This window comes from Halobacillus sp. A5, from assembly GCF_024189315.1.
Classification (GTDB): Bacteria; Bacillota; Bacilli; order Bacillales; family Halobacillaceae; genus Halobacillus_A.
The window spans coordinates 1,320,739-1,341,139 of record NZ_JAIZEO010000001.1; the positions used below are offsets into that span (position 1 = coordinate 1,320,739).

Sequence of the window (20,401 nt, forward strand, 5' to 3'; positions counted from 1 at the left end):
TATAATCACATGACCAAAAAGATTTCACTTTACTATCCTCCCTCTTACGCCTACACTTAAACTATAAAAATAAGACGGTAGGTGAAAAGATGAGTATTGCAATTATCAGTGATTCAGCATGCGACCTATCCTTAGATTACCTACATAAGATTAATGTTGAATGTCTGCCCTTAGGCGTTACCATAGGGGATAAGGAATATGAGGACGGCAAAACCATAACTCCCGGGAAAGTATATCATTTAATGAGAGACGGTGAAGCCCCAAAGACGTCTCAAGTGTCTGCTGAAGCATTTCGCAGGGCGTTTACTGCCCATGTTGAAAAAGATGAGCCATTTATTTATTTTGCCTTATCTTCCGAATTATCCGGAACTTATCAAACAGCTAAAATGATTGAGCAGGAGATCAAAGAAGAACATCCTGACGCTCAATTTGAAATTATCGATACAAAAGCTGTTTCCTTAGGGTATGGTTTAATTGTTATGAGAGCCGCAGAGCTTGCTCAAGAAGGCAGAAGCTTCAACGAAATTATTGAAATCGGTAACTACTACAGTAAGCACATGGAGCATATATTCACCGTTGACGACCTCGAATATCTTTATAGAGGCGGACGTGTAAGTAAAACTTCAGCCTTTGTCGGCAGCCTGCTTAAAATAAAACCATTATTACACGTGGAGGAAGGCAGGCTGGTCCCCTTAGAGAAAATCCGCGGATCTAAAAAAGTATTAAAACGTATGGTTGAAGTGATGAAAGAGCGCGGCAGCTCCCTTGATCAGCAGCGGATTGCCATCAGTCATGGAGACGATCAGGAAACTGCTGAGAAGCTCGCTGAATTAATTAAGGAAGAATGCGGCACCACTGATATCCATATCGATATGGTAGGGGCTGTCATTGGCGCCCATGCCGGACCTGGTACAATGGCCCTGTTTTTCTTAAACAACCAGCCGAAATAAATAATTCACTAAAAAACGAAGAAGCTCTTCCGCTTCTTCGTTTAATCGTTCAGCGTTTTCCTATCATCTGCGCAGACTGCCTGTATTCAATAGTAAATGGAACAATAATTCGTTTGGCAGGTTCGAGTTTGTTCTGAACCTTGTCAATTAAACATTTAGCTGCTTGAAAACCCAGCTCGTAAATATGAATATCGACTGTGGTCAACGGAGGACGCGTCACCTCAGCAAGATACACATTATTAAAGCTTACGATCGATACATCTTCAGGTACAAGCATGCCGGACTCCTCAAGCATATTGATCACCCCAATACTCATCAAATCATCCGCTATGACCAGACCTGTAGGAGGCTCTGACAAATTAAACAATTCATGAACAGCCCTGCGTCCTCCTGATTTTAAGAATTCAGTATGAATCCGGTATTCCTCCAAATAGGGAAGCTTTGCTTCTTCCAGCGCCAGCTGATACCCTCTCAATCGGTCAAGTGTTACTATTAAGTCGGTCGAACCCCCAATAAAGGCAATATTCTTATGACCTAACTCTATTAAATGATTGGTTATCGTTTTTCCACTTCGGATATTATCGTTATCCACATGAGTAATTTCATCTACTCGTTCGCCTGGCTTTCCAATTACGACGAATGGAAAGTCTTTTTCCAATAGAAAACAAAGAATTGGATCGTTTACTTGAGAGTAAAGTAAAATAATACCGTCTACTCGATTGGCGTAGACCATTCGCTGTACTCCTTCAAGCATCTCTTCATCTTTTTCACCAGTAGATAACAGGATAGAGTAATCAAGCTGATGAGCAACCGCACTAATCCCCCGCAGCACTTCTGGAAAAAAAGGATTCTGCAATGCTTTATTTGCACTTGAAGGCAGCACGACACCAAGAGACTGTGTGGAACGGTTAGCTAAGCCGCGTGCATTAGCATTGGGATGGTAGCCCATTTCTTTCATTGCTTTTTTTACTTTCTTTTTTGTTGCCGGGCTGATTCTTGGGTGGTCTGCAATTACTCTAGAAACGGTGGATGGAGCTACGCCTGCTGCTTTTGCTACATCTTTTATCGTGACTGCCATATCTATTCTTCACCTTCTGATTAAAAGTTTGTTCATCTAATTATGATTAGCATACCATACTACAATGTGCCCGCACGCTGTGCTTCGCGTTTATTTTTCAGGCTGATCCACGTAACCGCCGCTGTAAACAGAAGCAGGATTCCTCCTACGAATCCAATGAACAGCCAGTTAAATCCACGATCGTCTTCTACCACAAATACGTCAGCTGTTTCCCGTTCCATCCCTAATTTATAAATTCCTTCTTCTGACTGCCTTACTACTCCGTCTTCTAAAAGACCACGCATTTGCTGATCATCAGGTAAATCAGTAATTTCAGCCGTCCGAGTGCCGGAAGAATTATTAATTGCGACAACCATGATCTCATCGTTAAGCTCACGTTTGTAAATCGCGATCCCGTCTTCATTAAACATCTCTTCATAGCTTCCTCGAGTTAGTGCAGGAAATTCACTTCGCATGGAATTCAATTTTTCAATTCTCTGCTTGAGCTCTTCATCGGTCCCTTTAAAATCCATCATACGACGATTATCAGGAGTTTCCCCTCCATCGAGAGGAACTTCACTTCCATAGTACATGACAGGAATTCCGGGAGCTGTAAACATATGAGTTAAAGCCAGCTTCCAACGAGTAATTGGATTCTCACCCTCTTCTGACGCAAGCCTTGTGAATCTTTTACTATGATGATTATCAATAAACGTACTTAACACGAAAGGGGCATTATAGGAATCTTTATTTTCCTGCCGCCCATTAGACAGCCCGGTCAGTGAACCGTCCGCTGATTTAAAAGTTTCTCTCCCTTCATAGGAATAAGGATAATCTACGAAGCTGTCGATTCCTGTTGATTCGTAATCCGCTATATATGTAGGATCATCACTTTGTACTTCGCCGAGCAGAAAGAAATCTTCATCAATCTCTTTTACATGGTCATTAAAATCACTCCAAAACTCTTTTGGAACATGTTTAACACGATCTAAATGAAAACCATCTACTCCTGTTTCTTCAATCCAAAATTCTGCTGCATTAAATAAATACTCTTTCACTTCGGGATTCTCGGTATTTAAATCTGGAAGTCCTGACAGCCACCCGTCTTCTAGAAGCTGCTGATCTTCTCCATTAATGGACTGCTCGTCATGGAACCAGTCTTCCTTGTCTTCCTCTTTAAGCCATGGATGGTTAGTGCCAGTGTTGTTAACAACAAAATCAAAAATCACTTTCATATCACGCTCATGGGCTTCTTCAACCAATTGTTCAGCATCTTCCATAGTGCCAAAGTGCTCTTCCACTTCCATAAAGTCTTTTATCCAATACCCATGATAGCCTTTTTCCTCGTTTTTCATAATAGGGGAAAGCCTTATTGATGTGAATCCCATCTCTTCAATGTGGTCAAGCTGCTCTATTACTCCCTGGAGATCACCACCATGGTAAGCACCAGGATCATCCGGGTCCACCTCATAGTCATTCTCCCGGTCCCCATTCATAAACCGGTCCACCATGATAAAATACATGCTTTCGTCCTGCCATTTTCGTTCTTCTTTTTCAGCCGCATCAGATTTATGGGCGCAAAAAAGAAGAAACGGAATCAGCATGAGCAACATTGCCAGTTGTCTCATCTTCCGTTCCCCCTTATAGATTTCCTCTATCTTTAAGATTAGCCTTTTAAACCTCCACCAGTCAATGCGGAAATGAAATATATTTACAAAGAACTAAGAATGTATTTGGGCGAATTTCAATTTCTCTGGACCATAATAAGCATGCAGAGAAACCTGGGTTGCTCTGCATGCTTTCACAACGGGCTGTCTTCGCTGTGTCTTTATTTGATTTGGATATGGTAGGCGGTAAGCCAGTGATTGATTTGACAAAGGTGAGCAATAAGCTGCGGTCCTGTCATAAGCTGCCCAAACCAAGGCTTATCAATGCTTTTCCCTTCTGAATCATTTAATGACTTCAATTCTTTATGATCAAATAAATCGAAAATCGGAGACTTCGGGTCACTTAGAATTTCTTCCATCCATTCTGTAACGGCTTTTGTATAATTCGGATGGAACGTCTTCGGATAGGGATTCTTCTTTCTCTTCAATACCTTCTCAGGTAAAATTTCTCTTAACGCTTCCCTTAAAAGCCCCTTTTCCTGCTCACCATGATGCTTCATTTCCCAGGGAATATTATAGGCATATTCAACTATCCGGTGGTCGCTGAAAGGAACACGGACTTCGAGACTTGCCCCCATGCTCATTCTGTCTTTTCTCTCTAGTAAAGTCTGCATAAACCAATTCATATTCAAATACAGCATCTGTCTGTGCTTCGCGGCTTCAGTCGATTCTCCTTTTAGAAGCGGTGCTTCATTAATCGAATCATAATAGCGTTCGATCATATATTTTTCCATATCATATTTCTGTGAAATGTCGCTTTGAATTAGTTTCTGCCGTTCTTTAATAGAGCGTATCCATGGAAACCCGTTTCGATCTCGATCTTCTTTACGGTAAAACCATGGATAGCCTCCAAATATCTCATCTGCACATTCCCCGGACAAAGAAACCGTTACGTGCTTTTTAATCCGTTCACAAAACCAAAGCAGTGAAGAATCTACATCCGCCATTCCTGGAAGATCTCTTAACTCTACAGACTTTTTCAAACGTGATACAAGGTCTTCTACACTCGCTTCCAATGTAATGTGTTTCGTCTGATGAGCTTTTTGAACCATTTGGATATACGTCAAGTCGCGGTCAGGCTGAAAATCATTCTTTTTAAAAAATTTTTCCTGCTCTTCATAATCAATAGAAAATGTTTCCAAATGACTAAGACCTTGTTTCTTATAATGTTCAGCAGCAATGGCGGTTATGGCGCTGGAATCCACGCCCCCAGACAAGAAGGTGCCAAGCTTAACATCACTAACTAACTGACGCTCCACTGCATTCGTGAACAACTCTCTCACTTTCTCCACTGTTTCTTTAAAGGAGGAGTTATGCGGGTTACTATCTACATTCCAGTATCGTCTAACGGAGAACGCTCCTTTTTGCCAGACTGCACAAAAACCCGGTCTTACTTCATGGATCCCTTCAAAGACACCATGTCCAGGGGTTCGTGAAGGTCCCAATGTAAGAATTTCGAGTATACCTTCTTCTTTAATGACAGCTTGTTTACCGGGATGCGCGAGGATAGCCTTCATTTCAGAAGCAACCAAAAGGCCATTTTTCTGCTCGCTGTAAAACAACGGCTTTACCCCTAAACGGTCTCTTGCTAAGAACAGTTTCTGTTTGTTTACCTCCCACACACTAAAAGCAAAGATCCCGTTAAACTGTTCCACACAGCCTTCGCCCCACTCCATATAACTGACGAGCACGACCTCTGTGTCAGAGTGCCCCTTAAAAGTCCATCCTTTTGCGATTAACAACTTTCTTACTTCATCTGTATTATATAATTCTCCATTATAGCAAAGAACGTATTCTTCACCGTCTGCCCGGCGGACCATCGGCTGGACCCCGCCTTTAGGATCGACAACGATCAGTCGTTGATGACCAAAACCCGCTGCCCCCTTCACCCATTTCTGATAATCATCAGGACCTCTATGCTTAATGGTTTCAGCCATCTGATCAATAATTAGAAGCTTTTCCTCTTCTCTGCTCTGGGTATCCACCCACCCTACGAACCCACACACAGGCGTCACCTTCCTTTTTGCAATACTAAACTGCTCTGCGTTCTTCTATTTCAGCTTATAAAAAAAGCATCATAATATAAGGTATGACGCCAGGCTTGTAATCTATGAAATTTTTCGAAAAAATCTGTTGACTTTTCAATTGATAATGATTATCATTACTAATAAGAAGGGTCGTCATTGCTACCCCAATAACAAGATGACCCTCCCCCCCCTTTACATGTTAAAAACCTGCATGCTTAGTAAGCATGCAGGTTTTCTTTTTATGCTGGTAATATTCCTAATGGCAAAAATCCAAACCCAAGAATCAAAGCTAGTATGGCAGCAATTAGAAGCTGTGCCCACCAAGCGGCCGCCGGCTTTTTCTTTTTATATTTTACAGTTACCATCTCCATTGCCGCAACAACCCATAAACCGACGAGCATCTTAACTATGGCAAGACCGATTTGGTTCGACCCCATGTATTCCGCGAACAGAGAACCGCCGGAATATAAGATTAACAGATAATCAGCCCTAAGGATCATGTGAGATATTTTTGCTGCTTTTTCATTACCGCTTCTTGTAAATGTAGTCGCTAGTCCTACTAGTACAAATGCAATTACCCATGAGGTAATATGTAAATGTGCCAACAATATTCCTCCTTCTTCTTCATAAATCTTCCTTTATCATATCATGACATTATCATTTTTTCTTGAAAAAAGCTTGTCTGAATATTTTCTCATAAGTGAGAAAATTGTTACTAAACCTGTTATACTGTACGTGAAGTTTCTAATGAATTTGGAGGGATAACATGACCGTACAAAGTCAGCAAATCATCGATCAAACTCAAGAATATGGGGCTAAGAACTATCACCCATTACCAATCGTTATTTCCAAAGCGGAAGGTGTCTGGGTAGAAGACCCGGAAGGCAACCGTTATATGGATATGCTCAGCGCTTATTCGGCTGTTAACCAGGGGCACCGTCACCCTAAAATTATACAAGCTTTACGAGAGCAAGCGGATCGTGTAACCCTGACGTCCCGTGCATTTCATAATGATCAGCTCGGACCGTGGTATGAAAAGGTATGTAAGCTGACAAATAAAGAAATGGCCCTTCCTATGAACACAGGAGTAGAAGCTGTTGAAACAGCCATTAAAGCAACACGCCGGTGGGCTTATGACACCAAAGGGATCCCGGATGGCCAGGCTGAAATTATTGCATGTGAAGGGAATTTCCACGGCCGTACACTGACCGCCGTCTCCCTCTCATCTGAGGAAGAATACCAGCGTGGCTTCGGACCTCTTCTGCCGGGGATTAAGCTGGTTCCTTACGGTGATATCGATGCACTTAAAGATGCTATTAATGAAAACACGGCTGGATTTCTGCTTGAACCCATTCAGGGAGAAGCAGGTATTGTTATGCCTCCAGAAGGATTTCTAAAAGAGGCTTATGAATTATGTAAAGAAGAAAATGTTTTATTTATTGCTGATGAAATTCAGGCGGGATTAGGACGCAGTGGAAAATTGTTCGCCTGCGACTGGGAGAACGTCTCCCCGGATGTCTTAATCTTAGGTAAAGCACTGGGCGGCGGGGTATTCCCTATCTCATGTGTAGTCGCCAATAAAGATGTACTCGGTGTCTTCAACCCGGGTTCTCACGGCTCTACCTTTGGGGGAAATCCACTGGCGAGTGCCGTTTCCATGGCTGCGCTGGATGTACTTGAAGAAGAGAAGCTTGCTGACCGTTCCCTTGAACTCGGCACTTATATGAAAGACGAATTAAGCAAAGTTGATAATCCTATGATCAAGGAGATACGAGGAAAAGGATTGTTTATCGGCGTAGAGATGACAGAAGCTGCAAGACCTTACTGTGAGGAGCTTAAGGAGAAAGGACTCCTATGTAAAGAAACTCACGAAAATGTCATCCGTTTTGCTCCGCCGTTAACGATTGATAAATCCGATCTTGATTGGGCCATTGACCAAATCACAGAGGTCCTAAGCAAATAAATCACAACGATATTAATACACAGAAAGACCCGGTCCATTTCGAATTGTCCGGGTCTTTCTGTATTTAGCAGTCCCGCTTCGACAACACACTTCGCTGCATTGTATTCATCTTTGAATGACCATCCTTCTTTTCAGAAGACAATTACTATTTTTCCCCGGCCCTGCAGAAAACTCATTCAATTGAAGTAATTTTTCTCTGGCCCCATGGTGCTTGTATGACCTCGACCACATGCTGTTCGGTTTGCTCAAAATCTTCTCCTGTATTTTCTTCTATAAAATAACGATCTAAACCGATGCTGACCTGGTGAATCTGCTCCGTTCTATTGTGCCATTCGTATTTGGCTTTAAGTTCTACCTGCCCTTCGGATGGCTCAGAGGAATGAGGAGACGCTTCTACGAGCTCAAACGTCCCTTCTCCATCCTCTTCTACAATCAAGTATACGATATCCCCCCGGTTAGGTATTTGTTCTGCCCGCCACTGATCTTCTGAAAATGATTCAATTTCATATTGCAGTGTCACATAATCTCCGTAAAAGGGATCTCTAGGATCGACCGGCTCGGTTTCAAGCTTTATTTTCTCTCCCCAGTGGTCCATGGCGTAATAAGACACAGACATAGTAACAAGAAAGAGAGCCTGTAAAGCAACAACAAGATAAAAAAGGCCTCGTTTCATTCTGTTTCTCCCCCTTTTACCTGCCGGCGTTTTCTCTCAAGGAAGTAACTAAGTACAAAGAGAATAAGACCTCCAGTAAAAAAGAAGATCGACCGGTCCATAAAGGCCCATGCTAATTGGAAGTAAGCGACAAAGGTTGTTATAAGGAGTGCGGCCGTTCCTTTTGCTACCCAGTCTGACCGTTCCTTACGATAACCAGCCAGCAGCCAGCCGAGCGAATAGGCGAACAATAAGAGCAGCGACAGCAGGTCACCTGCTCCGATCCGAAACACAGGAATAAATAACAGCAGATCAATCCAGTTGAATTTAGTAGATTCCATTGCCGACTGAATGACCGCATAGATAAAAAGAATGGACCAGCCAAGGAAGAAGAGGTTGGAATACTCCACGTCTTCACTTTCAAAACCCAATAGAAATACTTGGAATACATTCACTGTGAAAATAGATAGTACCGCGATTGAACCAAATGTTCTTAAATGCACCTGCCCATATGGAAGATGGCTGACGATATAAAGAAGAAGGAACAATAAAATCAACCAGTAATAAGACCAGTTGTAAGAAAAAATGAACACCAGCGATTGTATAGCATAGCTTACAGCAAATAGTGCAGTTAGAAGCCGGTTTCCTTTTCGATATAACACCCAGCCCATCCCTGCCAGGAACAACACTCCTAAAGGAATATAGAAATCCTGATACATACTCCCGCTGTAAATCTGACCAGCGGTTATGATGATTAATGCAGCAATAAACACGATCGATTCTTGAAAAACGATAAGCAGCCCAAAGGCGGCGAGCGACCAGACCAAAAATGGAAAAGCACTGAATGAAGTGAAGTTATACATCTGCCCTGTTAAGAAAATTCCGGACCCAAACACGCAGAGAGCTATAAGAAGTAAACTTAACCCTACTGCTTTTGATCTGGATTGATACACCCACGCTCCCACTCCATAAAAAGCAACCAGGAAAAACAAAAGAACCGACATCTTCACCATATCCGGCAGTGCAGACCAATTTGAAGCAATGAACGTTAAGAAGCCGAGTCCAATAAACAAAGCCGCAAAAGTAAGCAGTACCGGATGTCCCGACTTCTTTTCATAACGGCTTAGAATTCGATTTCTTTGAGCTGTAGTAATGATCCCATCCTTTACCCAATCCCCGGATTCCTTCTCTAACTGTCCACGATTCATTTAATCATCCCTTCCCTAAGAAGCCTGACTGTCTGTACGCTTGAAAGGCTGCACTTTACCGTAGGTTAACGTTCTCCATAACCATTCAAGCGGGCCGTACCGATAGGTGTGTATCCACCACTTACTCAGGAAAACCTGCAAGCTGAACACGAGGATAACAATTCCTGCGCTGGCCAGCGGCGGGACTTCCCCATACCAGCCAAAACCAACGGAATAAAATAAAATAAAGCAGATAATCGATTGAAGAATGTAATTGGACAAGGACATTCTTCCAACCCAGCTGAGAGGCTGAAGCAGCTTTCCCCCTCCTGATGATCGATAGGCCAATGTAACAGATAATAAATAAAAGACCGCTGATGCTGATCCTCCTATATTATCCTGCAGCAATTGAAACCATTCAGGATTACCTATCACATATGGGCCGGCCTTAAATAGAATAAATAACAATCCAGTGACCACCCACCATTTTTTAATAACCGGCAGGTGAGCATCGGGGTCGTGCAGCCACCTCTTTTTAGCAATATATGCACCAATTAAAAACATAGGTATTAAAGATAAAGCCAGCATAGGCAAAGTGGCGAAATTATTGCTGTATGTCCAGTCTGCAAAGTTCTGCTGCCAAATGTTAAGAAGAGAACCTTCCCCATAATTCTGCCTGGCCGACTCGACCTCTTCATAAGAATTGAACATTCCGAGCTTGCTGCGAACGGCATACATCCCTAAGGTTAACGGAAGGATAAGGAGCCCAAGCATGCTTAAAGCCGAAACCAGGAGCGTTTTTGGAGTGCCGTTAAAAAAAGCGAACATGGCAAAACCGAACAAACCGTAGGAAAGCAATATATCCCCGTGCCATATTAAAAAAGCATGAACAGCTCCAAAGCCCAGTAAAATGAGAAGCCTTCTAAAAATTACCGGACGATAGTTAATGTGCTTTTGTTCTAATCGATTTTTCATCATATAAAGGCCGAACCCGAACATAAGCGAGAATAATGTATAAAAGCTGGCCTGAAAGAATATATCAATGATCGTTTGTACAATTTGACTTGTATCCGATGGCCAAAACTGTTCCTCCCCGCCATATAAAAAATATGGAGCATTAAAGGCAGGGACATTTACCATAAATATACCGAAAATGGCCAAACCTCGGGCGGCATCAATCCAGTTCAGTCTTTCTGTATCCTGCAGAGGTGCAGCCTGTTGTTTCACTAAAATTCCCCCTTATTGTTTTCATTTTACTTTTATTACGATATTTACACAATGTGGTTTCATATAATATAGAAAGGAGAGTATTCATGCCTGCTAAAGTTGGTTTTGTAAAAGTAATTACCGTTTCTTCCTCCGGCGTTTTTAATATTGGTGACGTCTTCAGCATGGCCCCTTATGCCGTATCAAAAACTTTTGCCGGCGGAGGGTCATTTAATACAGGGAATGGAATACGGATTCACCTTAATAAAGCAGAAACGTATATCAATGATAAAGAACTGATTGATCAATCTTTTAATGAGTAGGGAGGAAATGATTCATGAACATGACCATTTATCAGACGATATCTATACGTTATATTAAAATCGGCACGGTCGCTAATTCCTCTATTATTCAAATTGGCAGCTCAGGAGTGGTTCAAGCACAAGCAGACTTATATAACTCAGGGGGTTTTATGGAACCGGCAAAAGAACCCGAACCAAAAGATGGTGAGGTTTATATACCGGATGCTGACTCAGGTCCACTTGTACCGCTGACTACCTCATAGGCAAATCTTCATCTGTTTCGGCATAAGCTAAAAAAGGGGTGATTGCAATGAATAACTATTATTCTTGGGACCAGTGGATGCAGCAGGTTATGAAGCAGATGGAACAGCAGCAGCGCCTCATTGAAGAACTCACCCACAAGCTTGAGCACCTGCAGTCCCGGGAGCAGACGAAGACCGTGATTGAAAAAATAGAATACCACTTTGATCAGCTGAAAATCGAAACCCTGGAGGGTACGCTGCAAATCGGATTAACACCTGGCGGTTCTGAAGAAGCGAGTATTGAAGATTTATACACCGGACAAACTGCCGATCCTTATTTAGATGAGTTAATGGGCCATTCTGTTCCTCAAACGATTGATGATTATGCAATGGAGCACAACGTGGACTTACCCGCCGACCACCGGGATCACATGGTTAAAGACATTAATCAGCAGCTGCCCGGACGCTTTCAGGATTATAAAAAAAGGGAACCACACTTAACGAATGACCAGGTAGCTGAAAAAATGGCAGATGAAATAAAGCATTCCGTTGCTCAGTATTTAAACCAGTATAAAGGTGGAGGAGCATCATGAAGTTTACTGTACACAATTATGGGTTAAATATTGGTAATGTCCACGTGACCAGTGTAACCACTTCCTCAGTTTTTCTAATTGGAGATAACCGGACGATCCGCCTCCGCTCCTACTTTGATACCCCGCCTGAGTCTTTAATTATTGGTCCCTACACCTCACCCCCGGAGGAGATTGAAGATGAAGATTCATAACCGCGTAGCGGACATTAAGAATGTGGACGCCCATACCGTGACAATCGGTTCAGGACTGCTGATCGGGGACCTTAAACATTATCGCCCCAGGACCAATGTCATTGCCGTACAAGAAGAGACCCGAACGTTTCGTGACTGGGTTAATCTCAATGATTACCCTATTTACCAGGCTGATCTTTCTCTACCCGCTTCTCCGATAAGAATTGACACTGATTTCATAAACCATTCCCCAGCCATTCAAGTACAGCATGTGCATGTTACTGGAATTTCAACGGCCGGGCTGCTTCAAATTGGAGGCATCGATTATATCGACACAGAAGCTAGACTAAAACACATTCGTATACTAGATAAAGAACAGTAGAATCATTTTCTCATACGCTATAGTAAGTAAGCAGATAAGGAGGACTTTGTTATGCCATCTATTATTGGTCCTTTCCGAATCAACAGCATCAGTGGAGGAGTTGTTAATTTCGGTGATTCGTTTTACATTTCACCCAAAAGCTCGGCTAAAACCGTGACGGGTTCAGGTTCATCCAATACCGGTGACTTTATTGCCACCTATAATGGTTTTAGTAATGTACAGCCAATTGATCCTGATGTAAATGATCAGAATGTAGGAGGGGCCTAAGAATACCTTTGGACAGAATCCGGGTGACGAGCCGCCCCAAAGGAAGCCCGGTCATAAGATAAATAAAAAAACTTGTAGAGAAACCTGAAGTTTCTCTACAAGCCAGACTGTTTTAAAAGTCTGGAGATAAAAAAAGAATACCGATGATTTATCTAAAAGGTGCAGCATCAGGCTGCATCTTTTCACCTTTTCTTTCGATTGGATGTTCGTGTGATGATCTTCTTTTCCGGGTCCTGCTTCTTCACCCATTTTAAATACTTCTCCATCTGAGGATGATCAGCTAACCTTTCGAGCGAATGATAGAAATCTGCCAGTTCTTCATTGGTAAATAAAGCATGAATTTGGCGGTGGCAGGCACTGCAGAGCATCGCGGTCAGTCCATTGGTCCCCCCTTGCTGTTTAGGCACTAAATGATGCTCTGTCAAATTCACAGCCTTTCTCCCGCACAATGCACACACATCTGACAAGTTATTCCACCTCCACCGTCAGGGGTCCGTTAAAGAAGTAAAGGTAACTTTTCACCACCGGTTTCTTCCAAATCTTTTCTAATGCAGTTTTATATAATTGAATCTGGGTCTTGTATCTTTCTTTTAATTGTTCTTCCACATGGTCCCCTGATGGGAGAGTGTCCGTTTTATAATCAAGAATCAGCCAGCCATCCTTGTAAGGAATTACCGCATCAATAACCCCCTGAATGAATACCTGCTCCTCAATTGAATCCTCCCAATCCTGATACACCTCATCTGCTGGCAGCGTCAAACTAAAGGGAACTTCCCGTTCGACTTGACCGGATTCCTGCAGCAGCCTTCCTATGGATGTGTGGAAAAAGTCAGAAATCGCTTGATGGTTAATTTCATCAGCTTCCTCGCGCCGGAGGATTTCTTTATGAACCAGGTGCTCAACAAATTCTTCCACCTCTTCTTCTGTTTGTGGTGTATGAAGTGGAATATGCTGCATCACGGTGTGCATCGCGGTACCAATTTCTCCGGCTGACAACCCTTGTTTCTCCTGCATAAACCGCGGACGTTTCACAAGGGGGGCACGATAAGGGACAAGCAGCTGGTCACTTGAATATTCATCAAGAACTTCACGCTGCCTTTTAATCTCTGTTACTGTTTGTTTCGCTCTTGAGTGAGCAGCTTTCTCGTGAGGATATCGGAAATTCAGCCTTTCCACTTTATCATCCGGCTCCACTTCTATAGGCTTCCATTCCTCTAAATGCGATTTAAGCTTCTCGTCGCGCTGCTTTTCGAGTTCTTCTACAACCGCATAATGACTGCCATGAGCTAAGTGAATGACCCACTCAGAAGCGTCCTTTTCAATTTCCTCAGAGGTTCTTACTTCTACTTCGTCTGTCCTCAGCTCTTCACTATCCTGATGCCGGATTAAGGAAGGACCTACCCAATCTAAATAAGACTTTGCTTCGAGACGATCGTGCGGCGGCAGCACCCAGTCTGTATGGTCAACATAGCTCAGCCATTTCTCTTGTTTTTTATCAAAAGAAGCGACATTTCCTACCATCACCAGTTTCTCTTTCGCTCTTGTTAAAGCTACATAGAGCACTCGCATTTCCTCTGCTAAAAGCTCTCTTAATTTTACTCTTTTGATGGCGTGGTAAGCGAGAGTCGGGTACATTAGACGCTTCTGTGGATCGATATATCTTGATCCAAAGCCATAATCTTTATGCAGCAAATATCGCTCCTTCAAGTCCATCATATTGAACTGTTTATCCATTCCTCCGAGCAGAACAACTGGAAATTCAAGCCCCTTGCTCTTATGGATCGTCATAATCCGTACAACGTCTTCCTGTTCTCCAAGAGCCCGGGCCGCCCCAAGATCATCCCCCCGTTCTTCCATTCTTTCAATAAAACGCAGGAATCGGAAAAGTCCACGGAATGAAGTCGACTCATAGGATCTCGAACGGTCGTACAGTGCTCGAAGGTTAGCCTGACGCTGACGTCCGCCGGGCATCCCGCCGACAAAATCATAGTAGCCTGTTTCCCGGTAAATCTGCCAGATGAGATCAGCCAGTGCCCCCTGGCGTGCCCGCTCGCGAAACCGGCTGAGCAGGTTTAAAAAGCTTGAGATTTTTCCACCTAACCCCGATCCTGCTGCAGCTTTCTTAATGGATTCATAATAGCTGGCTCTCTTCTCTTCCAAACGCAGCTGCATGAGTTCATCTTCGTTTAGTCCGACAATCGGCGACTTCAGAACTGAAGCTAACGGGATATCCTGCATCGGGTTGTCGATAACTTTTAACAAATTAAGCATCACCTTGACTTCAATCGCTTCAAAATAGCCTGTTGAGAGTTCAGCGTAGACGGGGATTCCCTGCTGTTTTAATTCGTCAACGATCGTCGAGGCCCACGTCATCGAGCGCATTAAAATGACAATATCCCGATACTGCACAGGACGTTTCATCCCCGACTCTTTATCAACGATTTGTAACGCCTCATCTTCTCCGTAACCAAGCCAGTTACGAATTTTTTGCCCATAGGCTCTTGCTTCGAGCTGGGCTTTCTCTAAATCCTCGAAGCTTTCTTCGTTCACTGACTCTTCCTTCGTTTCACGATCTATAATTAATAGTTCAGCTTTGGCATAATCAGAAGGATTTTCATCATACACATTGTTGCTGTAAATAAGCTCGGCCTCACGCTCATAATTCATTTCTCCAACTTCTTCATCAAGAACTTGTCGAAATACATAATTCGCTGCATCAAGCACCTGTTTCCGGCTTCGGAAATTACGGGCCAGGTCAATACGTTCTCCATCGCTGCCGGTTTGACCGTATTGTTGATATTTGGTTAAGAACAAGGAGGGTTCAGCATGCCGGAAACGATAAATGCTTTGCTTCACGTCCCCTACCATGAATAAATGACCAGCTTCCGGTGCATCAGTTAATAAACGAAGCAGCGTCTCCTGTACCAGGTTCGTATCCTGGTATTCGTCAATAAGAACTTCTGAGAACTGATCGTGAAAGCTTTTCGCTACAGACGAAGGAACAAGGCGGTCCCTGGTGGATGTCTCATCGAGCAATATTTGCAGACAATAATGTTCTAAGTCAGAAAAGTCTACAAGTGCCTTCTCTTTCTTCAGCTGCTGGTAACGCTCGTGAAAATCTCTCACGATAACAGCTAGCTGCTTCATCACAGGATGGAGAGCTTTCATATCCTGTAAATAACTTCCGAGTTTTCGTTGAAACCATTCTTCCTTCATGCTCATCCATCTTTTTTTGTAACGGTCTCTTATTTTCTTAGCCCGCTCTTTCTTAGCTTCATCACATTCCATTTTTTTGCGGGATAAAGCGGCAAACTTACTAGTACTCATAAACGACTGTAGTTCTTCCCAGGAAACCGCAATAGCTCCTTTAGCCTGCTGTACCATTTCAAAATCCTGTGATGCAGTTTCTCCATAGCTTGAAGGACCGCCCGGCTCACGCGTCAACTCAATCAGCTGCTGGATTTCAGCTTCCATCGAAGCCAGCTGGCTCTTCACATCACGCTTTAACAGCTGCAGCCACGGTATTTCCTGCTCATCCTCAACTTCAGCCTTTTGATACATAGTAACCATATCGTCCAGCCATTGCCGGGGCCATGGATTCTGCATAGAAAAGGTATGGAGATCCAGGACAAGCTTTTCTACATCGAGATCATTTCGATCACTTGAGAACCGGTCGACTACATCAAAAAACTGCTGCTGCTCTTCTCCTTCTCTTCCATACCAGTCTTCAAATAAGTCTTCCAGCACTTCCTGACGAATTAAATCTGCTTCTACATCATCAGCAATTCTAAACCCTGGATCTAAATCGAGAAGATAAGCGTATCTTCTTACTACGTCCATGCAAAACGAATGAAGCGTCGATATCGAAGCATTCTGCAAAAGTGAAAGCTGCTTCTTCAAATGTCTCGATTCAGGCTCTTCCTCTAACGCTTTACTTAAAGCAGAGCCTACTCTATTTCTCATTTCCTGGGCTGCCGCATTTGTAAATGTTACAACGAGCAGAGAATCAATATCTGCTGGAGCTTGCTTGTTCAACAGCTTCTGAATGATACGCTCAACAAGGACGGCTGTTTTTCCAGATCCCGCAGCCGCTGCGACGAGTATATTTTTTCCTTGCGTATAAATGGCCCGTTCTTGTTCTTTAGTCCAGCTGACCACGATCATTCTCCTTTCGCTGTGTCATTTGCTGTATAACATCATCTTCACTTAAATGTTTTAGTTTGCGGAACTGATGATCCTCAAGGGAAGGATCGAATTGACAGACAGAGCGGAACGAGCAATAATCACAAGCCGCCTGGTCCTCTTTTAGAAAAGGATTTAACACTACTTCTCCTTCGGTTACCCGCTGGCCGGCATCCTCCATAAGTCCGCGAATATAATTTCTCAGCTGGTCGAACTTCTCTTCTTCCAGTGTTTTTGAACCCTTATAAAAGCCGCCGCCCGCTTTTAAGCCTGCCGGAACGATTTGGCTTCTTCCTTTATCAAGGCTAGTATCCATCATAGACACGAGTTGTTCGTCTTCAAGAAGCAGCCCGGACATTTTGAACTTCTTAAAGATTTCCTGCTCAATTTCGTCATCGCCAATCCACTGTTTTCCTGAAATCATTGGATTGTGAACATGAAAATATAGCACACCTGCAGGAAGCGCCCTAGTGCCGAGCCAGTTCTCTGCATTGGACAAAACAACATCTAAATAAGCAAGCATCTGCAGAGCAAGCCCGTAATAAACATCAACTAAGTCCAGCCCTTTGGCGCTAGATTTATAATCAATTATCCTTAAATATAACTCTTCTTCATTTAAAGCACGGTCTACCCGGTCAATTCGTCCGCGCAGCATCAGCTCTCTGCCATTTGGGAGACCTAATGTTAACGGCGGCAGCTTTGAATTCTGCTCCAGCCCAAACCCAAGCTCAAGTCCTACAGGGGAGAACTGGCTTTTCCTGGCCTGCTCGCTTAAGATGTAAGCAGCTCTTGCGATGACCCCCTGCAATTTATACTTAATATAGTGATGACGGTTGGAGCTGTGCAGGATCTGATTCTGAAGAACAGGAGCTAACAGGTTGGTTGCTTTTTCTGCGTACTGTGTTGTCTCCTGCTGGTTTAACTGGGCAAAATCCCGGCCTTCCTCCTGTATCCATTCCGTAATTTGCTTTAAAGCTTCATGGAAAAGCTGGCCGATATCAGGTGCGTCAAGCTTATAAGTCTTTCTTTCCTCAAGATTTAAGCTGTGGCCTGCAAAATATTGATAAGAACAGCGGTGATAGGTTTCAAGCCGGGATACACTCGTTTTTACAGGTCCTTTGAATAATTGCTCCCTCGTCTGCTCCGACAAATGCACAGGCTTGTTTTTATAAAATAAACTTTGCAGCACTCGATTTGTAAGCCCGGTCCGGGGTTCATTTTCGATATACCAATTAAGGACATTCCACCAAACCGGATCGATTGGATAGCCTCTTAAATGGCGGGCTAACTGTGACATTAAGGCTGATCTTGTTTTCATCGGTGTTGCAATGAAACGCGCAGCTTCTTGAAGATCATCAGCGTCCTGCAGCGTGACGTGCTCTCTTATCTGCGGAAAAAGCTCATCAAGCCTTTGGATAATTTGTGAAGGTGCTTTAGACTTTCCTTCTTCATTACTCAAAGGATAACTCACCCATACTTGATCCTTCGCCATAGTGAGAGCCAGATACATATAGAAACGGTCATCAAGCAGCTGACGACTGATGCCGTCGGCGAGCCGCATCCCGCTTTCAGATAAGATTTCTCTTTCTTTTTCCGTCATTACTCCATCGCTGGACGGTTTCATCGGCCAGATTCCATCAGTCACACCGAGCAAAAAGGAGGCTTTAATTCCCGTAATCCGCGACCGATCCACATCTCCTACAATGACGTGGTCCATACTTGGCGGAACATGAGAAAAGGTTAATGACTCAAGACCGCTGTCTATGGTGCTTCTAAACACTTGAAGCGACACTTTTTCATCACCGGCGATTTCCACAGCCTCATCCAGCAGCTGCAGCACTTCTTCCCACACCTGCTCCTGTTCCCTTCCTTTCTCGATTTCCCCTTGTTCATCGTAATGTTCCCGCCATTTTTCCAGCTGCTGGGGAACCCGTAATGTCTCAAGCCAGTAATATACCGCTTTAGCACGTTCAGCAATCGTACCTGCTTCACGCAGCTGACGGTCAAATGGCTCAAGCACTTGAGTAATTTGGGAGCGGTACGCATTAATCCGGTCTTGTTTACTTTTTTCCTCATCCGTCTGTGCCGCTTGTTCGAATCCTCTAAATCGCTGATAAATCCATGGTTCTTCACTGAACCATCGTTCTCTTTTACGCACGCCATATTCGAGCACATAATTCTCCAGCTCATCAATGGCTTCCTCCGTCAGTGGATACGTGCGGTCAGCAGACGGTATAAAGCCAGTTTTCAGCAGGCGGAATACCGCGTCATACCGAAAATTCCCTTCAACCACATCGAGTCCTGACCGAATAAGCTCAATCAAAGGATGGTTCAGCATCGTCCTTTTTTCATCAATAAAGACAGGAATTTCATAATCATCAAACAGCGTATCAAGCAAACTGTGATAAACATCAGGTTCACGGATGAGAACAGCGATATCCTTATAACGGTAACCCTCTTCCCGGACCAGCCGAAGGATTTCCTGAGCTGCCCCTTCAACTTCTGCCCGGGGATGAACCGCTTCAGCAATAGCAATCGGAGCCTTTTCTTCAAATACTGGTGCAGGTCTGTGGTCAAAATACTTTTCTAAATGACGGAGCGCCGGTCTATTTTCAAACCTTCCCCGCTGTTCGTCGAGTACTTCAACTCCCTCCACTCCCAGTCCTAGCTCTTCAGCCATTTGCTTTAATTGAAAATAAGTCTCTTTTGTTTCATGAAAAAGATCGAGGTCTTCATTTTCTTCCGTATGCGGATAGTCAGTCGTCAACGTGACTTTAACACTCGTGCATTTCTTTAATAAAGCCGCAATAACTGCATATTCCTGGGGAGTAAAGCTGTGAAATCCATCCACATATACTTCAGCTCCATTTAAAAAAGCTGCCTCAGGAATTTTTTCAGACAACAGCTGAAGCTGATCTTCACTGTCTATGTACTGCTCACGCAAGGCGTCTACTAAGCGGTCATAAATGTACGTGAGATCATCCAGCTTATCACGCAGACCTTCTTCATGACTGGTGCGGTGCATAAACTGATCCATCTGCTCCATTTGAGCATAAAGTACAGCCGGAGTAACTTGATATCGCTTGAATTCCGTAATCATATTTTCTAACTGCTCAACAAACCCCTGCTTCTCAATCGCCTTTTGAAAAACCTTCCACTCGGAAGTCCGCTCTTCAATAATTTTCCGAAGCATCATTTGGATCCCTGTTGTACTAATGAATTTCCTTGTTCCACCACCCGTTTCCTGTAAAACGCGCCAGGCCAGTCTGGAAAAACTAAACACCTGGGCACGTATGGAACCTTCAATACTGCCTCCCGTCAGCAGTGCATACTCCTGCTGAAATGTCATTTGGTCAGGGACAATATACATTATAGGGGCTCCCTCAGGCTCCTCGGACAAACGTGTTCGTATCTCTTCAAGACAACGTGTGCCTTTGCCGCTTCCTGAACGCCCAAGTAAAAATTGAATGCCCACGGGCTCACCTCTCTTCAATACTCTTCTTATCTACTATCCTACCATTTTCCTTATTTTCATTGAAGCGGCAGAACTTAAC

At 43.6% G+C, this 20,401-nt stretch carries 18 protein-coding genes; 8 read left to right on the forward strand and 10 right to left on the reverse strand.

Going from position 1 to position 20,401, the window contains the following annotated elements:
• Positions 1-89: 89 nt before the first annotated feature.
• Complete coding sequence (locus LF822_RS07040) at positions 90-950, forward strand: DegV family protein (protein WP_253923252.1); 861 nt, start codon at positions 90-92, stop codon at positions 948-950.
• 49 nt (positions 951-999) lie between these two features.
• Here LF822_RS07040 and LF822_RS07045 read toward each other — a convergent pair whose 3' ends face one another.
• The 4 genes from LF822_RS07045 to LF822_RS07060 all read right to left on the reverse strand — a co-directional run bounded on the left by LF822_RS07045 (position 1,000) and on the right by LF822_RS07060 (position 6,306).
• The gene (locus LF822_RS07045; protein ID WP_253923253.1) at positions 1,000-2,028 is read right to left on the reverse strand and encodes a LacI family DNA-binding transcriptional regulator; all 1,029 of its coding nucleotides are present in this window, start codon (positions 2,026-2,028) and stop codon (positions 1,000-1,002) included.
• 59 nt (positions 2,029-2,087) lie between these two features.
• Positions 2,088-3,635, reverse strand: coding sequence for an alpha-amylase family glycosyl hydrolase (locus LF822_RS07050; RefSeq protein WP_253923255.1), 1,548 nt, complete (start codon positions 3,633-3,635; stop codon positions 2,088-2,090).
• A gap of 200 nt (positions 3,636-3,835) precedes the next feature.
• Entirely contained in the window at positions 3,836-5,680 is a 1,845-nt protein-coding gene (gene asnB / locus LF822_RS07055; protein ID WP_253923257.1) for an asparagine synthase (glutamine-hydrolyzing), read from the reverse strand.
• A 260-nt stretch (positions 5,681-5,940) separates the two neighbouring features.
• Positions 5,941-6,306, reverse strand: a complete 366-nt coding sequence (locus LF822_RS07060; RefSeq protein ID WP_253923258.1) for a YisL family protein — start codon at positions 6,304-6,306, stop codon at positions 5,941-5,943.
• A gap of 161 nt (positions 6,307-6,467) precedes the next feature.
• Here LF822_RS07060 and LF822_RS07065 point away from each other — a divergent pair, with 161 nt between their 5' ends.
• Positions 6,468-7,664 (forward strand): ornithine--oxo-acid transaminase, encoded by a 1,197-nt coding sequence (locus LF822_RS07065; RefSeq protein ID WP_253923259.1) that lies wholly within the window; start codon positions 6,468-6,470, stop codon positions 7,662-7,664.
• A 172-nt stretch (positions 7,665-7,836) separates the two neighbouring features.
• Here the strand turns inward: LF822_RS07065 and LF822_RS07070 are convergent, their stop codons facing one another.
• The 3 genes from LF822_RS07070 to LF822_RS07080 are packed head-to-tail and all read right to left on the reverse strand — an operon-like array spanning position 7,837 to position 10,730.
• On the reverse strand, positions 7,837-8,337 hold the full coding sequence (locus tag LF822_RS07070) for a GDYXXLXY domain-containing protein (protein WP_253923261.1): 501 nt from the start codon (positions 8,335-8,337) through the stop codon (positions 7,837-7,839).
• Positions 8,334-9,524: a DUF2157 domain-containing protein gene (locus LF822_RS07075; RefSeq protein ID WP_253923263.1), complete on the reverse strand. Its 1,191-nt coding sequence runs from the start codon at positions 9,522-9,524 to the stop codon at positions 8,334-8,336. The genes LF822_RS07070 and LF822_RS07075 overlap by 4 nt, the downstream gene beginning before the upstream one ends.
• A 15-nt stretch (positions 9,525-9,539) precedes the next feature.
• Entirely contained in the window at positions 9,540-10,730 is a 1,191-nt protein-coding gene (locus tag LF822_RS07080; protein ID WP_253923265.1) for a DUF418 domain-containing protein, read from the reverse strand.
• Positions 10,731-10,816: 86 nt separating this feature from the next.
• On the opposite strand from LF822_RS07080, the gene LF822_RS07085 reads away from it, so the two are divergent.
• From LF822_RS07085 to LF822_RS07110, 6 genes are read left to right on the forward strand one after another with little or no spacing between them, the layout of a single operon-like run.
• Positions 10,817-11,032, forward strand: coding sequence for a spore germination protein (locus LF822_RS07085; RefSeq protein WP_253923267.1), 216 nt, complete (start codon positions 10,817-10,819; stop codon positions 11,030-11,032).
• Between the two features lie 14 nt (positions 11,033-11,046).
• The gene (locus tag LF822_RS07090; protein WP_253923268.1) at positions 11,047-11,274 is read left to right on the forward strand and encodes a spore germination protein GerPB; all 228 of its coding nucleotides are present in this window, start codon (positions 11,047-11,049) and stop codon (positions 11,272-11,274) included.
• A 47-nt stretch (positions 11,275-11,321) separates the two neighbouring features.
• Positions 11,322-11,846: a spore germination protein GerPC gene (gene gerPC / locus LF822_RS07095; protein ID WP_253923270.1), complete on the forward strand. Its 525-nt coding sequence runs from the start codon at positions 11,322-11,324 to the stop codon at positions 11,844-11,846.
• On the forward strand, positions 11,843-12,037 hold the full coding sequence (locus LF822_RS07100) for a spore gernimation protein GerPD (RefSeq protein ID WP_253923271.1): 195 nt from the start codon (positions 11,843-11,845) through the stop codon (positions 12,035-12,037). Before gerPC ends, LF822_RS07100 begins: the two co-directional genes overlap by 4 nt.
• The gene (locus tag LF822_RS07105) at positions 12,024-12,398 is read left to right on the forward strand and encodes a spore germination protein GerPE (RefSeq protein ID WP_253923273.1); all 375 of its coding nucleotides are present in this window, start codon (positions 12,024-12,026) and stop codon (positions 12,396-12,398) included. Before LF822_RS07100 ends, LF822_RS07105 begins: the two co-directional genes overlap by 14 nt.
• A gap of 51 nt (positions 12,399-12,449) precedes the next feature.
• On the forward strand, positions 12,450-12,665 hold the full coding sequence (locus LF822_RS07110; RefSeq protein WP_253923274.1) for a spore germination protein: 216 nt from the start codon (positions 12,450-12,452) through the stop codon (positions 12,663-12,665).
• 182 nt (positions 12,666-12,847) lie between these two features.
• Here the strand turns inward: LF822_RS07110 and LF822_RS07115 are convergent, their stop codons facing one another.
• The 3 genes from LF822_RS07115 to addB are packed head-to-tail and all read right to left on the reverse strand — an operon-like array spanning position 12,848 to position 20,322.
• Positions 12,848-13,132, reverse strand: coding sequence for an HNH endonuclease (locus tag LF822_RS07115; protein ID WP_253923275.1), 285 nt, complete (start codon positions 13,130-13,132; stop codon positions 12,848-12,850).
• A gap of 1 nt (position 13,133) precedes the next feature.
• The gene (gene addA / locus LF822_RS07120) at positions 13,134-16,823 is read right to left on the reverse strand and encodes a helicase-exonuclease AddAB subunit AddA (RefSeq protein ID WP_253923277.1); all 3,690 of its coding nucleotides are present in this window, start codon (positions 16,821-16,823) and stop codon (positions 13,134-13,136) included.
• Complete coding sequence (gene addB, locus LF822_RS07125) at positions 16,807-20,322, reverse strand: helicase-exonuclease AddAB subunit AddB (RefSeq protein ID WP_253923279.1); 3,516 nt, start codon at positions 20,320-20,322, stop codon at positions 16,807-16,809. Before addB ends, addA begins: the two co-directional genes overlap by 17 nt.
• Positions 20,323-20,401: the final 79 nt, after the last annotated feature.